Origin of the sequence: Massilia sp. Root351 (assembly GCF_001425045.1) — a bacterium.
Classification (GTDB): domain Bacteria; phylum Pseudomonadota; class Gammaproteobacteria; order Burkholderiales; family Burkholderiaceae_D; genus Rugamonas.
The window spans coordinates 180,272-193,475 of sequence record NZ_LMDJ01000033.1 but is presented as its reverse complement, the minus strand read 5'-3'; the positions used below and the strand labels follow the sequence as shown (position 1 = coordinate 193,475).

15 protein-coding genes are annotated in these 13,204 nt (G+C 65.1%); 9 read left to right on the top strand and 6 right to left on the bottom strand.

Annotated features, from left to right (window positions below):
* Positions 1 to 59: 59 nt before the first annotated feature.
* Entirely contained in the window at positions 60 to 1,334 is a 1,275-nt protein-coding gene (locus ASD15_RS25865) for a DEAD/DEAH box helicase (RefSeq protein WP_057157912.1), read from the bottom strand.
* Between the two features lie 135 nt (positions 1,335 to 1,469).
* Here ASD15_RS25865 and ASD15_RS25860 point away from each other — a divergent pair, with 135 nt between their 5' ends.
* Positions 1,470 to 2,456 carry a dipeptidase gene (locus ASD15_RS25860; protein ID WP_057157911.1) on the top strand — a complete coding sequence of 329 codons (987 nt, stop codon included), beginning with the start codon at positions 1,470 to 1,472 and terminating at the stop codon, positions 2,454 to 2,456.
* A gap of 4 nt (positions 2,457 to 2,460) precedes the next feature.
* Here the strand turns inward: ASD15_RS25860 and ASD15_RS25855 are convergent, their stop codons facing one another.
* Complete coding sequence (locus ASD15_RS25855) at positions 2,461 to 3,630, bottom strand: mandelate racemase/muconate lactonizing enzyme family protein (protein WP_057157910.1); 1,170 nt, start codon at positions 3,628 to 3,630, stop codon at positions 2,461 to 2,463.
* Between the two features lie 99 nt (positions 3,631 to 3,729).
* Here ASD15_RS25855 and ASD15_RS25850 point away from each other — a divergent pair, with 99 nt between their 5' ends.
* A complete protein-coding gene (locus tag ASD15_RS25850) occupies positions 3,730 to 4,620 on the top strand; it encodes a LysR family transcriptional regulator (RefSeq protein WP_057157909.1) in 891 nt (296 codons plus the stop codon).
* On the opposite strand, the gene ASD15_RS25845 is transcribed toward ASD15_RS25850, so the two are convergent.
* Positions 4,621 to 5,010, bottom strand: coding sequence for a VOC family protein (locus ASD15_RS25845; protein WP_057157908.1), 390 nt, complete (start codon positions 5,008 to 5,010; stop codon positions 4,621 to 4,623).
* A 41-nt stretch (positions 5,011 to 5,051) separates the two neighbouring features.
* On the opposite strand from ASD15_RS25845, the gene ASD15_RS25840 reads away from it, so the two are divergent.
* Positions 5,052 to 5,804, top strand: a complete 753-nt coding sequence (locus ASD15_RS25840; protein ID WP_057157907.1) for a Mut7-C RNAse domain-containing protein — start codon at positions 5,052 to 5,054, stop codon at positions 5,802 to 5,804.
* Here the strand turns inward: ASD15_RS25840 and ASD15_RS25835 are convergent.
* Together ASD15_RS25835 and ASD15_RS25830 are read right to left on the bottom strand one after the other, a co-directional pair.
* Positions 5,781 to 6,278, bottom strand: coding sequence for a VOC family protein (locus ASD15_RS25835; RefSeq protein ID WP_057157906.1), 498 nt, complete (start codon positions 6,276 to 6,278; stop codon positions 5,781 to 5,783). The genes ASD15_RS25840 and ASD15_RS25835 overlap by 24 nt on opposite strands.
* 19 nt (positions 6,279 to 6,297) lie before the next feature.
* Positions 6,298 to 6,741, bottom strand: a complete 444-nt coding sequence (locus tag ASD15_RS25830) for a hypothetical protein (protein WP_057157905.1) — start codon at positions 6,739 to 6,741, stop codon at positions 6,298 to 6,300.
* Positions 6,742 to 6,808: 67 nt separating this feature from the next.
* On the opposite strand from ASD15_RS25830, the gene ASD15_RS25825 reads away from it, so the two are divergent.
* The gene (locus ASD15_RS25825; protein ID WP_057157904.1) at positions 6,809 to 7,165 is read left to right on the top strand and encodes a MerR family transcriptional regulator; all 357 of its coding nucleotides are present in this window, start codon (positions 6,809 to 6,811) and stop codon (positions 7,163 to 7,165) included.
* Between the two features lie 20 nt (positions 7,166 to 7,185).
* Here ASD15_RS25825 and ASD15_RS25820 read toward each other — a convergent pair whose 3' ends face one another.
* The gene (locus ASD15_RS25820) at positions 7,186 to 9,003 is read right to left on the bottom strand and encodes a DUF4153 domain-containing protein (protein ID WP_057158075.1); all 1,818 of its coding nucleotides are present in this window, start codon (positions 9,001 to 9,003) and stop codon (positions 7,186 to 7,188) included.
* Positions 9,004 to 9,151: 148 nt separating this feature from the next.
* Between ASD15_RS25820 and dapC the strand changes: the two genes are divergently transcribed.
* From dapC to ASD15_RS32670, 5 genes are all read left to right on the top strand, one after another.
* Entirely contained in the window at positions 9,152 to 10,366 is a 1,215-nt protein-coding gene (dapC, locus tag ASD15_RS25815) for a succinyldiaminopimelate transaminase (RefSeq protein WP_057157903.1), read from the top strand.
* Between the two features lie 12 nt (positions 10,367 to 10,378).
* A complete protein-coding gene (gene dapD / locus ASD15_RS25810) occupies positions 10,379 to 11,206 on the top strand; it encodes a 2,3,4,5-tetrahydropyridine-2,6-dicarboxylate N-succinyltransferase (protein ID WP_057157902.1) in 828 nt (275 codons plus the stop codon).
* Positions 11,207 to 11,243: 37 nt separating this feature from the next.
* Entirely contained in the window at positions 11,244 to 12,380 is a 1,137-nt protein-coding gene (locus ASD15_RS25805; protein ID WP_057157901.1) for a PilT/PilU family type 4a pilus ATPase, read from the top strand.
* Between the two features lie 66 nt (positions 12,381 to 12,446).
* The gene (locus tag ASD15_RS25800) at positions 12,447 to 12,809 is read left to right on the top strand and encodes a hypothetical protein (RefSeq protein ID WP_057157900.1); all 363 of its coding nucleotides are present in this window, start codon (positions 12,447 to 12,449) and stop codon (positions 12,807 to 12,809) included.
* Positions 12,806 to 13,186: a hypothetical protein gene (locus ASD15_RS32670; protein WP_157201154.1), complete on the top strand. Its 381-nt coding sequence runs from the start codon at positions 12,806 to 12,808 to the stop codon at positions 13,184 to 13,186. Before ASD15_RS25800 ends, ASD15_RS32670 begins: the two co-directional genes overlap by 4 nt.
* The last annotated feature ends 18 nt before the right edge of the window (positions 13,187 to 13,204 follow it).

Below are 13,204 nucleotides of genomic sequence, written 5' to 3'. Positions count from 1 at the left end.
CGGCGCCGCTGCCGTAAGACGGGTTAGCTGCGCGCGGCCCGCCGTGTTCCGCCCGCCGCCTATTCCGAGGCGGCTGCGCGCGTGGCAGCGGCTGCGGCCGCTTCACGCAACTTGTCCTTCTTGCTCTTGCGCGCGCCCTTGATGCCGCCATTGACAATATCGGTGGCCGGATGCGCCACCGGCGCAGTTTCGACAGGCTCAAACCCGGCCACCTGCTCGCGCGGCACGCGGATGCCCAGCCGCTTCTCGATCAGGCGGAAATGCGCCTCCGTCTCCGCACTGACAAAACTCACCGCCATCCCGCTGGCGCCGGCGCGCCCGGTGCGGCCGATGCGGTGCGTGTACTCCGCCGGCGCGCGCGGCAAGTCGAAATTGACCACCACCGGCAGCTGGACGATATCGATCCCGCGCGCGGCCACGTCGGTCGCCACCAGCACCTGCAGGCGCGAATTCTTGAAGTCCGCCAGCACCTCGGTACGCGCGCCCTGGCTGAAATCGCCGTGGAAGGCCTCGGCGCGGATGCCGTTGCGGCGCAGTTTCTCCGCCACGTGCTCGGACGCGTACTTGGTGGCCACGAACACCAGCACCCTGCTCCACTTGTTCTCCTTGATCAGGTGCTTCAGCAGCACCTGGCGGCGCACCGCGTCCACCGCGATGGCGCGCTGCGCGATGTCCGGCTCATGCTCCGGCGCCGACGCCGCCTCCACCCGAACCGGGTTGCGCAGCAGATGGTGCGCCAGCGTCTGCACCGCGCTCGGGAAGGTCGCCGAGAAGAACAGGTTCTGGCGGCGCGCCGGCAGCAGCGCCAGGATGCGTCCGATTTCCTCGGTAAAGCCCATGTCCAGCAGGCGGTCCGCCTCATCCAGCACCAGCGTGGCGGCCGACGAAATATCCAGCGCATTGTGGTCGACCAGGTCCAGCAGCCGGCCCGGCGTGGCCACCACGATATCCGCGCCGCCGCGCAAGGCCATCATCTGCGGGTTGATCGACACGCCGCCAAACACGATGGACACTTTCACCGGCACCGGCAGGTGCTGCACCAGCGCGCGGATCGCCTCGCCCACCTGGGCCGCCAGTTCGCGCGTCGGCACCAGCACCAGGCCGTGCACGCCCTGGCCCGCCGCGCGCGCGCCGCGCTTGGCCAGCAGGGCGTTGAGCATCGGCAGCGCGAAAGCGGCGGTCTTGCCGGAGCCGGTCTGCGCGGCGCCCAGCACATCGTCCCCGCGCAAGGCGGCGGGAATGGCGGCGGACTGGATGGCAGTCGGTTCGGTGTAGCCGATTTCAGTGACGGCGTTGATCAGCGAAGGCGCGAGGCCCAGCGAGGAAAAGGACATGGATGCCTTGTTATGTAGCGCGTGGAGAACCCGACAGTATACGCCACCGCAGCATGCCGCATGTGAATTGCATGTTGCTCCCGGCTTATATTCGTGGGAATATTACCAAGTTAAAAACATTTTAAAGCACCTCCGATGATCAACTGGGACGCCCACATTTGCCTGCCGCAGCATCCGCAGGCCGACTTCACGCCGGTGGAGCAGCTGCGCGCCGCAGGCGTCAACTACGTTTCCCTGAACGTGGGCGCCGACATGAACCCGGTCTCGCAGGTGATGTCGGTGATTGCCGGCTACCGCGCCACCATCGCGGCCGAATCGGACCGCTACGCGCTGGTGTCCAGCGTGGACGACATCATCCAGGCCGCCGCCGACGGCAAGATGGCCATCACCTTCGACCTGGAAGGTTCGATGCCGCTGATGGACCAGCCGGACATGGTGGCGCTGTACGCCCAGCTGGGCGTGCGCCAGATCCATTTCGCCTACAACCGCAACAACAGCGTGGCGGGCGGCTGCCATGACACGCCGTACGGCCTGACGCCGCTGGGCCACCGCATGGTGCAGGCGGTGAACGACGCTGGCGTGCTGATGGACTGCGCCCACACCAGCGTGCGCAGCACGCTCGACATCATGGCAGCGTCGTCGCAGCCGGTGATCTTCAGCCACGCCAACGCCTACGGGCTGGTCCAGCACGGCCGCAACGCGACCGACGAGCAGATCCTGGCTTGCGCCGGCACCGGCGGCGTGGTGTGCGTGTCCGGCCTGTCCTGGTTCCTCGGCAGCGAGAACCCGGCCGCGGCCGACGTGGCGCGCCACGTGGCCTACATCGCCGAACTGGCGGGCGTGGCGCACGTGGGCATCGGCACCGACATCTGCTTCCAGCAGAAGGACCTCGACGACACGCCGCCCGGCGAGTTCGATCCGGCGCACTGGTGGCCAGCCTCCGCCGGCTACCGCGCCGGCTCGCCGCCCACCTTCACGCCGCCGGGCATGTGGCGCGCCATTGCGCCGGAACTGCGCAAGCTGGGCATGTCGGTGAGCGAAATCGAAATGGTCATGGGCCGCAACATGATGCGCGTGGCACAGCAGGTGTGGAGCAGCCCGGCGCAGGACGCGGCGCAGTAATGCCTTACTGCCCGCTGAGCGCGCGCATCTCGGCATACAGGTTGGACTTGCCTTCAAAACCGATGCCCGGCAGGTCCGGCATGGCGATGTAGCCCTGGTCCACGCGCACGCCGTCCGGGAAGCCGCCGAAGGGCTGGAACAGGTCCGGGTAGGACTCGTTGCCGCCCAGGCCCAGGCCCGCCGCGATATTCAGCGACATCTGGTGCCCGCCGTGCGGGATGCAGCGGGTGCGCGACCAGCCATGTTCATGCAGCATGTCCAGCGTGCGCAGGTACTCCACCAGGCCGTAGCTTAGCGCGCAATCGAATTGCAGCCAGTCGCGGTCGGGCCGCATGCCGCCGTAGCGGATCAGGTTGCGCGCATCCTGCATGGAGAACAGATTCTCGCCGGTGGCCATGGGCTTGTCGTAGTAGCTGCGCAGCGTGGCTTGCAGCTCGAAGTCCAGCGGGTCGCCGGCCTCCTCGTACCAGAACAGGTCGTACTGCCTGAGCGCCTTGGCGTAGGCGATGGCGGTGTCCAGGTCGAAGCGGCCGTTGGCGTCCACCGCCAGCTTCTGGCCGTCGCCCAGCACGCTGAGGATGGAGTCGATGCGGCGCAGGTCCTCATCCAACGACGCGCCGCCGATCTTTTTCTTCACTACCGTGTAGCCCCGGTCGATATAGCTGCGCATTTCGTCCTTCAGCGCGTCGTGGCTCTGGCCGGGGTAGTAATAGCCGCCGGCCGCGTACACGAACACCTTCTTGTCCGCTGTCCCATTGCCATAGCGCTCGGCCAGCAGCTGGTACAGCGGCTTGTTGGCGATCTTGGCCACCGCGTCCCACACCGCCATGTCGATGGTGCCGATGGCCACCGAGCGTTCGCCGTGGCCGCCAGGCTTTTCGTTGGTGTACATGCAGTTCCAGATCTTGTGCGCATCGAGGTTGGCGCCGTCGTCGCTCACCAGCGTGGCGGGATCGGCTTCCAGGATGCGCGGAATGAAGCGCTCGCGCATCAGCATGCCCTGGCCGTAGCGGCCGTTGGAGTTGAAGCCGTAGCCGATTACCGGCTTGCCGTCGCGGATCACGTCCGTCACCACGGCCACCAGGCTCAGCGTCATCTTGCTGAAGTCGATGTAGGCGTTGCGGATCGGCGAACTGATGGGCAGGGTCTTTTCGAGGATGCTGACGATTTTCATGCTGGGTCTCCTTGGTTGGAATGGGACCAGCATAGCCTTAAACAAGAGCGCTATAATTCATCGGTATTTACTTTATTATTTACTTGAAGTGAAGAATAGATGAAAAACGACACCTCCGAGCTGGGTTTCTTCGTGCTGCTGGCCAAGCTGGGCAGCCTGGCCGCCACGGCGCGCGAACTCGCCATCACGCCGCCTGCCGCCACCAAGCGCCTGATGCAGATGGAGCAGCGCCTCGGCGTACGGCTAGTGAACCGCACCACGCGCCGCGTCAGCCTTACCAGCGAGGGCGAGACTTACCTGGCGCAGGCGGCGCAGATCCTGGCCGACATCCGCGCCATGGAGGAATCCGTGTCTAGCAGCCGCGCGGCGCCGAAAGGCCTGCTGCGGGTCAACGCCACGCTGGGCTTCGGCCGCACCGGCATCGCGCCGCTGGTGTCCGCATTCGTCCAACAATATCCGGAAGTCGACGTGCAGCTGCAACTGACGGACCGCGCCATCAACCTGGTGGAGGAAGCCTACGACCTGGGCATCCGTTTCGGCGAGCTGCCGGACACGCGGCTAAGCGCGCGCAAGATCATGTCCAACCGGCGCTTCCTGTGCGCCTCGCCGGCCTACCTGAAACGCGCCGGCACGCCCGCCACGCCGGAAGACCTGGCGCGGCACCGCTGTATCCTGCACCGCCAGAACGACGACGCCTACGCCACCTGGCGCCTGAGCAAGGGCCGCAAATCGGAATCGGTCAAGGTACGCGGCAGCCTGTCCAGCAACGACGGCGACGTGGTGCTGGGCTGGGCGCTGGACGGCCACGGCATCCTGCTGCGCTCGGAATGGGACCTGGCCAGATACCTCGACAGCGGCCGGCTGCAGAAGGTGCTGCCCGACTACGCCCTGCCCTCGGCCGACCTGTACGCCTACTACCCCAGCCGCCAGCACCAGCCGGCCAAGCTGCGCGCCTTCATCGACTTCCTGGCGGCGCAGTTCGCGCGCTGACTACATGCCCGTGTCGCCATACGGCCCGGCGATAACGACCACGTAGCCGTCCGGGTCGCGCAGCCAGATCTCGCGATGCGATGCATTGGTGTTTTCGCGCGGGCCGTCCAGCACCACGGCCGAGATGGAGGCGGCGCGCTCCACCGCCTCGTCGAAATCTTCGGTATGGAACCACAGCAGCGCACCGTTGCCGTAAGGGCGCTGCTCCGGATCGCCCAGGTGCGCGTGGCCGTGGGCGTCCCAGCGGTGCAGCTGCAATATCATGTGCTCGCCGAACATCAGCTGTTCGTACTCCTTGCCGCCGTGGCCGCTGCGGGCCCCCAGCACCACTTGATACCAGCGGCTGCTGGCTTCAACGTCGCTCACTGCAATAAGGGGTTGCGCTTGCATGGCTTGCCTCCTTTCAGGGATGGGTAGATGATACTCGCATCATGGTGACCGCGACATTTCGCTTCTACGAAGAACTCAACGATTTCCTGCCACCGGCGCGGCGCCGGCGCGAGTTCGACGCGCCCTGCGCGCGCGCCGCCACCGCCAAGCACATGATCGAGGCGCTCGGCGTGCCGCACACCGAAGTGGAGCTGGTGCTGGTGAACGGCGAGTCCTGCGGCTTCGAACGCCTGCTGGAGGACGGCGACCGGGTGGCTGTCTATCCCAAGTTCGAAACCTTCGACGTCAGCCCCCTGCTGCGGGTGCGCGAACAGCCTCTGCGGGTGCTCGGCCAAGGCCTGCGCTTCATCGCCGACGCCCACCTGGGCGGCCTGGCACGCCTGCTGCGCATGGCCGGCTTCGACACGCTATACGACAACGCCATAGACGACCGCGAAATCGAAGTCATCTCCGCCGAGCAGCAGCGCATCGTGCTCACGCGCGACCGCGACCTGCTGAAGCGGCGCGGCGTTACGCACGGCTGCTACGTGCGCGCGCTCAAGCCTGAACTGCAGTTGCGCGAGATCGTCGGCCGGCTGGACCTGGCCGGCAGCGTGCGCCCCTTCACGCTCTGCCTGCAGTGCAACGCGCCGCTGCGCACCGTGGCCAAACAGGACGTGCAGCGCAAGCTGCCGCCCGCCGTGCGCGCCAGGCATGAACTGTTCGTCACCTGCGATGTGTGCGGCGGCGTGTTCTGGCAAGGTTCGCACTGGCAGCGCATGCGCGCGGTGCTAGCCGGCGTAGGCGCGCTGTAGTTCGGCGATATCGAGTTTCTTCATCGGCATCAGCGCAGCCATGACGCGTTCCGCCTTGGCCGAACCGGACTCCTTGATCATCTCGATCAGCACGCGCGGCACCACCTGCCAGGACACGCCGAACTTGTCCTTCAGCCAGCCGCACTGCTGCTCAGCCGGGTCGCCGCCTTCGGACAGGCGCAGCCAGTAGCGGTCCACTTCCTGCTGGCTTTCGCACATCACCTGGAACGAAACCGCCTGGTTGAACTTGACCTGCGGCCCGCCGTTCATGGCGGTAAACGCCGTACCGTTCAGTTCAAACTCCACCGTCAGCACGGAGCCGGGCTCGCGGCAGTGGATCTCCTTGCCGGCTTCGGAATAATGCGTGATCAGATTGATTTTCGCGTTGTCGAAGATACCGACATAATAGTTGGCGGCTTCTTCGGCCTGGGACTCGAACCACAGGCAAGGAACGATTTGCTGGATGCTGGCCATGAACGATCTCCTAATTGTCTCAGGTGGCAAGGCTGCCAATATTACTCCGCTGCGCGGACTGGGCGCGCACGGGCAGGCACTGGACAACGCACCATGCCGCTTCCAGCACCAGGAACAGCCAGATCAGCGGTTCGCCCGTGACGGCCAGCGCCCAGGCCATCCAGGTGGAGAACAAAAAACGCCCGGCCGCGTCGTATCGGCCGAAGCGCGGCTGCGGATCGGCGATGCGCAGCACCGACCACACCAGGACGATGCTTCCCATCAGGCAGGCGATCAGCACATGGAAAGTCGAAAATGCCGGCAGCGGCGCGCCGCCCAGGCGCTGGTTGACGGCGGATAGCTGGGCAAGCACCAGCGCGAAGGTCCACGGGGTGGCGAACGGCGCGGCCAGCGCCAGGTCGTAGATGGCGCTGGCGCGGACGATGCGGCGGAAAGTGGCGAGACTGGGTATGAAATTGAGCATATAGACTCCTGAAAGATGAGAGTCCAATGCTAAAGCCTGGAGTACACTCCAGGGTCAAGGAGAAAATATGCAGATAGGGGAAATTTCCAGCGCCACCGGCATCAGCCGCGACACGCTGCGCTTTTACGAAAAGCGCGGCCTGCTGCGCGCACGCCGCAGCGCCAACGGCTACCGCGACTATCCGCCGGAGGCGGTGGACTGGCTGTGCTACATCCGCACCGCGCAGCAGCTCGGCTTCAGCCTGAAGGAGATCGAGGCCGACCTGCCGCTGCTGGCCGCCCCGGACGCGTCGGCCGAACAGCTGCGCGAGGCGCTGCAAGCCAAGATGGCGGAGATCGACCAGCGCATTGCCGGCCTCACCGCCCTGCGCGGCGAACTGGCGCGCCGGCTCGGCGAGCCGATGGCGGACTGCCCGTTGCGCTAGCAGGCGGCGGGCGGCGCCATTTATTTGCAGGCTTTCATCTGCAAGCGCTCCGGCGCTTCCACTGGAATGCGCGTGCCATCGACTTCCAGGTCAGGCAAGGGCTTGGGCACGGTTTTCACCTGGCCTGCCTTGAGCTTGGCGACCAGCTCCCCGCAACCGGACAAGAAGTACGGCAGGCGGCCGGCCAGTTCCCACTTGCCGTCCCGCAGCGCCAGCAGCGCTGCGCCAACATGCGGCGCTTCCCCCACCAGCAGCACGTCGGCCTGGCCATCGCCAGTCAGGTCCAGCACAAAGGCGTCGCAATGCACGCCCTGCTGATACAGGCAGAGCGGCAGGTCGACGCCATTGCTGCGCTGCCCGGCCCAGGCAGCCGAAGGGAAGCTCTCCGGCAGGCTGGCGCCTTTCGGCCACACCGCGAGATTGGCGCCGATATCCGCGCTGCTCAGTGCCGCCTTCTCCCCCTGCTGGCCGCGATATTGCTTGCGCAGCGCGGCGGCCGCGCCCGCGCGCCTGATTGCCGCGTCCGGGCCAGTGGCCGCTTTCAAGCGCTCCAGCGCGGCGCGCCCGTAGCGGGCGCCTTCGAATTTCAGGTATTCGTAGTCGAACTTGTCGGCTTTCACCGCGCCGCGTTCCAGCCGCGCCATCTGGCTGTCGACCGAGATGCGGGCCGGGTCGGCGATGGGCGTAAACAGCGCCAGCAGCACCGCCAGCACCAGCCATGCCGCCCCCACATTGGTCAGCGACAGCGTGCGCAGCCAGCTGCCGCGCTGAACCGCAGCGCAGGCGTAGCCCAGCGCGTAGCAAACGGCCACCAGCAGGCAGGCGGCGGCGATCAGGCGGTCCGCACTCCAGCCGTAGTCGCCCACGCGCAGGCTGAGCGCATGGATGGCAATTGCCACCAGCGGCAACAGCATCAGCGCGCCGATACGCGCGCTCCAGCGCACCGCGCGCGCCACCGTGGCCTCCACTTCGCCGTTCTGGTAGGCGGCGTTGATCAGCACCACCAGCGTGCCGGCCGCGCCCAGCAGCACAATGGTGGCGTGGCCGGTCTTCCACAGCGTTTCCAGCCCCGTGAACGGCAGGCTGCCGAGGAAGCCCGCCAGCAGCAGCACCGTGACGGGCAGCAGCCAGGACATGAGCACCAGCAGCAGCGTGCGGATGCCGCGCACGATCGCTGGCCGCACGTCGGTGATGTGCATGGCGCAAGCGAAGGCGAAGCACAGCACCGGCGCGTTGAACCAGGCCTCGCGCAGCAGCAGCTTGAGAAAGTCCAGCTTGACCAGCATGAACAGCCCGCTGCCCAGGCTGAGCATGGCCCACAGCGCCGCGACGAACAGCACCGAGAACGCGGCCTGGATGAAAAGCTTCCACGCGGTCTCGAAATACGTCGCGTAGCCGGCCAGGCGCCGGCCCTCCTGCACGCCCGCCATCACCAGCGAATGCGCGATGAAAAAGAAGGCCGCGCTGAACACGGTCACCAGCGCGGACGGCAAGCGGTCCTCCCTGCCCGCTCCGGCCGGGTGCTGCACCCCGCTGCGACGCCAGGCGTCGTGCCAGGCCAGTGTGACGATTACCGCGGCCGCGACCGCCATCCACAGTGCCAGCTTGCGCCCGCCGATGTGGCCCAGGCTGGAGATCAGCAGGATGGGCAGCAGCACGCTTGCCATCAGCAGCGGCACGAACAGCAAGGGATCGGTGGCCGGCCAGGCATTGCCGCTGTTGGCCCGGTGCAGCAGATACAGCAGGCAGCCCTGCAGCAGGCCGGCGGCCAGGCGCAGATAGCCGTTGCTGCGGGTGGTGGTGGCTTCGAGTACGGTCTGGGCGGAATCTGCCTGCATGCGGTCTTTCACTGGCGTAAGTTTGTCAATGTTGGCATTATTGCATGCGCCATCGGATTTGCAATACCAGCCATCTCCGCTGCGGCGCACAACCACGGCGCGCTGGCGCTATAATGGCTGGTTCCGATTTCCGCCCTTTGGTCCGCCTGTGAATCCACATCTCGATAAGCTGCAACCATATCCGTTCGAAAAACTGCGCCAGTTGTTCGCCAAGGCGGCGCCGAACGCCGACTATTCCGCCATCAGCCTGGGCATGGGCGAGCCGAAGCATCCGACGCCGCCCTTCATCCAGCAGGCGCTGATCGACAATATCAACGGCCTGGCCAGCTACCCGACCACCATCGGCTCGGAAGCGCTGCGCGGCGCCATCTGCGGCTGGCTGGAACGCCGCTACGGCATTCCGGCGCTGAATCCGGCCACCCAGGTATTGCCGGTGAATGGCTCGCGCGAGGCGCTGTTCGCGCTGGCGCAGACCGTGGTCGATCCGGCCGCCAAGGCGCTGGTGGTGTCGCCCAATCCGTTCTACCAGATTTATGAAGGCGCGGCCTACCTGGCCGGCGCCGAGCCATACTTCGTCAACTCCGACCCGGCCCGCAACTTCGGCTGCGACTACGACAGCATCCCCGCCTCGGTGTGGGAGCGCGTGCAGTTGCTGTTCCTGTGCTCCCCGGGCAATCCGACCGGCGCCGTGCTGTCGCTGACGGACTGGGAAAACCTGTTCGCGCTGTCCGAGCGCTACAACTTCATCATCGCCGCCGACGAGTGCTACTCCGAGATCTACCACGGCGACGAGCCGCCTTTGGGCGCGCTGCAGGCGGCCCACATGCTGGGCCTGTCCACCGTGGAGCGCCCGTACGCGCGCCTGGTGGTGTTCTCCAGCCTCTCCAAGCGCTCCAACGTGCCGGGCATGCGCTCCGGCTTCGTGGCCGGCGACGCCGACGTGCTGAAAAAATTCCTGTTGTACCGCACCTACCACGGCGGGGCCATGAGCCCTTCCGTGCAGGCTGCGTCGGTGGCGGCCTGGAACGACGAAACCCACGTCGAAGCCAACCGCGCCCAGTACCGCGCCAAGTTCGCCGCCATCACCCCGCTGCTGCAGCAGGTGATGGACGTGGCGCTGCCGGACGCCGGCTTCTACCTGTGGGCCGACGTCAGCCGCACTGGCCTGTCGGACACCGAGTTCGCCCAGCGCCTGTACGCCGAATATAATGTGACCGTACTGCCTGGCAGCTACCTGGCGCGCGAAGCGCACGGCGTGAACCCGGGCCGCAACCGCATCCGCATGGCGCTGGTGGCCGAGGCCGAGGAAGGCCTGGAAGCTGCGCACCGCATCGTCCAATTCTGCAAAAACCTGTCTAAATAAAAGAGAAGCATCATGACCCAACAACTGCAAAACATCATCGAACAAGCCTGGGACAACCGCGCCGAGATCAACCCTGCCAACGGCAGCGCCGAACTGCGCGACGCGGTTTCGCACGTGCTGGCCGGCCTGGACAATGGCTCCCTGCGCGTGGCGCAGAAGGACACCGGCACCTGGGTGGTGAACCAGTGGATCAAGAAAGCCGTGCTGCTGTCGTTCCGCCTGGAGAACAACGTGGTGCTGCCGTCCGACGGCACCATGCAGTTCTACGACAAGGTACCGACCAAGTTCGCCAACTACACCGAAGCCGACTTCCAGGCTGGCGGCTTCCGCGTGGTGCCGCCGGCCGTTGCGCGCCGCGGCTCCTTCATCGCCAAGAACGTGGTGCTGATGCCTTCCTACGTCAACATCGGCGCCTACGTCGATGAAGGCGCCATGGTCGACACCTGGGCCACCGTGGGTTCCTGCGCGCAGATCGGCAAGAACGTGCACCTGTCGGGCGGCGTGGGCATCGGCGGCGTGCTGGAGCCGATGCAGGCCAATCCGACCATCATCGAAGACAACTGCTTCATCGGCGCGCGTTCGGAGATCGTGGAAGGCGTGATCGTGGAGGAGAACTCGGTGATCTCGATGGGCGTGTACATCGGCCAGTCGACCAAGATCTACGACCGCGCCACCGGCGAAGTGAGCTACGGCCGCATCCCTTCAGGTTCGGTGGTGGTATCGGGCTCGCTGCCGTCGGACGACGGCAAGTACAGCCTGTACTGCGCGGTGATCGTCAAGCGCGTCGATGCACAGACCCGCTCGAAGACCGGCATCAACGAACTGCTGCGCGGTATCTAAGACGGTTTTCCATCCCGGGGATCTTGAGGAGAGCACGATGGCAATGGACCGCCTGTTCCAGCTGATGAAGGAAAAGAACGCGTCGGACATGTTCTTCGCGGTCAATTCGCCAGTGCACATCAAGATCAACGGCAACCTGATCCCGATCAACCAGCAGAAGCTGGAACCGGAAAACATCCACACGCTGCTGGCCGAAATCTGCTCGCCCGGGCAGATGGCGGAACTGGAGCGCGAAAATGAGCTGAACATGGGCGTCTCGGTGCCCAACCTGGGACGCTTCCGCCTGTCGGCCTTCCGCCAGCGCGGCAGCATCTCGGCCGTGTTCCGCTTCGTGCCGGCCAACATCCCGGTGCTGGCCGATCTGGCGCTGCCGCCCATCCTGGCGGAGCTGATCATGGAAAAGCGCGGCCTGCTGCTGCTGGTGGGCGCCACCGGTTCCGGCAAGTCCACCACCATCGCCTCGATGCTGGACCACCGCAACGAGCTGCGCTCGGGCCACATCCTCACGCTCGAAGATCCCATCGAGTACCTGTTCAAGAACAAGAAATCCATCGTCAACCAGCGCGAGATCGGCAGCGACGCCAAGGATTTCCACACCGCGCTGCGCAACTCCATGCGCCAGGCGCCGGACTGCATCCTGATCGGCGAGATTCGCGACCGCGAAACCATGGCCGCCGCGCTGGCCTATGCGCAGTCGGGCCACCTGGTGCTGGCCACGCTGCACGCCAATAACAGCTACAACGCGCTGAACCGCATCATCAGCTTCTACCCGATCGAGAACCGCGCAGCGCTGCTGCAGGACTTGTCGTCCACCGTGAAAGCCATCGTCTCGCAGCGCCTGATCCGTTCGATCAACGGCGGCACGCGCACGGCGGCGGTGGAAGTGATGCTCAACACCCGCCACATCTCGGACCTGATCGAAAAAGGCGAAATCAGCCAGATCAAGGAAGCGCTGGAGAAAAGCCTGTCAGCCGGCTCGCAGTCGTTCGAGATGGCGCTGTTCCAGCTGGTGCAGCAGGGCCTGATCAGCCAGGAAGAAGCCCTGGCCAACGCCGACTCGGCCACCAACCTGCTCTGGCTGCTGAACAACGGCCCGGACAGCAAGCACGAGGAGCCGGAGCAGAAGGCGCCGGTGGCTGAAACCTCCTTCACCGAGTTCACGCTCAACACCTGACGCGCCTCAACGCGCTCCCGCCCCAGCCGGCGTAAACTTGAGATTTACCTCTGGCCGGAGGCACCCATGTCACCAGATCAGCTGGCCTACTTTTCCGGCTGGGCATCGATCATCGGCTTAGCCGTTTCGCTGGCGTCGCTCTCCTACGTGCGCAGCATCAAAGCGAATATAATAAAATTCAGGCGCAGACTGCGGCTGCAGCAAGTATGCGACGACGTACTCGACATTTGTCACGCCAATCAACTACGCCATCCGAAATGGCGCGGCAAAGTGGCCTCGCTGAAAGGCAATCTGCCGATCCATGTTTGGCACAGGTTCACCCCAAAGGGCCGCGCAATCATTACCGTCCACTGCTTCCTGGACGCTGGCGATGCGCCTGCGCTAGTTGAGGCACTGGAGGATTTGCGGTCGTACTCGGAGGATCTATGAACCAGAGTAAGCGCCTTTACAAGGACATCGTTCGATGCACCCAAACCGCAGAACTACAATGGAGACAAGTAGACAAGGCGGCCTATCGGACAACAATCCGAAATGTAGATCAGGCATCGCGCGTATTCGAGGCAACCTGGACCAAGGACAATTGCGTCTGGACACTGGTTCTGGTTGAAAAAACATACCTCGCGCGTGAACATCTTCTCTTCCCACCTACAGAGATCCGCGACGCAAAACTGTTTATCTTTGAAGGGGCAAAGCTGGTCGACCTGCTCAGCGGCACTGATCTGAATCATGTCGAAACATCCTGGCTGAGCAAGAATATCGCCTACGCCGCCCAGAAACCTCCCGCCAGTCTCGTGCCTTCGGACTAATTGCACTATCATTGCGTT

Coding starts and splice junctions, on each gene's coding strand:
- ASD15_RS25860 (WP_057157911.1), top strand. CDS start 1,470: ATGATCAACTGGGACGCCCACATTTGCCTGCCGCAGCATCCGCAGGCC.
- dapD (WP_057157902.1), top strand. CDS start 10,379: ATGACCCAACAACTGCAAAACATCATCGAACAAGCCTGGGACAACCGC.
- ASD15_RS25850 (WP_057157909.1), top strand. CDS start 3,730: ATGAAAAACGACACCTCCGAGCTGGGTTTCTTCGTGCTGCTGGCCAAG.
- ASD15_RS25865 (WP_057157912.1), bottom strand. CDS start 1,334: ATGTCCTTTTCCTCGCTGGGCCTCGCGCCTTCGCTGATCAACGCCGTC.
- ASD15_RS25825 (WP_057157904.1), top strand. CDS start 6,809: ATGCAGATAGGGGAAATTTCCAGCGCCACCGGCATCAGCCGCGACACG.
- ASD15_RS25845 (WP_057157908.1), bottom strand. CDS start 5,010: ATGCAAGCGCAACCCCTTATTGCAGTGAGCGACGTTGAAGCCAGCAGC.
- ASD15_RS25840 (WP_057157907.1), top strand. CDS start 5,052: ATGGTGACCGCGACATTTCGCTTCTACGAAGAACTCAACGATTTCCTG.
- ASD15_RS25805 (WP_057157901.1), top strand. CDS start 11,244: ATGGCAATGGACCGCCTGTTCCAGCTGATGAAGGAAAAGAACGCGTCG.
- ASD15_RS25800 (WP_057157900.1), top strand. CDS start 12,447: ATGTCACCAGATCAGCTGGCCTACTTTTCCGGCTGGGCATCGATCATC.
- ASD15_RS25835 (WP_057157906.1), bottom strand. CDS start 6,278: ATGGCCAGCATCCAGCAAATCGTTCCTTGCCTGTGGTTCGAGTCCCAG.
- ASD15_RS25830 (WP_057157905.1), bottom strand. CDS start 6,741: ATGCTCAATTTCATACCCAGTCTCGCCACTTTCCGCCGCATCGTCCGC.
- ASD15_RS25820 (WP_057158075.1), bottom strand. CDS start 9,003: ATGCAGGCAGATTCCGCCCAGACCGTACTCGAAGCCACCACCACCCGC.
- ASD15_RS32670 (WP_157201154.1), top strand. CDS start 12,806: ATGAACCAGAGTAAGCGCCTTTACAAGGACATCGTTCGATGCACCCAA.
- ASD15_RS25855 (WP_057157910.1), bottom strand. CDS start 3,630: ATGAAAATCGTCAGCATCCTCGAAAAGACCCTGCCCATCAGTTCGCCG.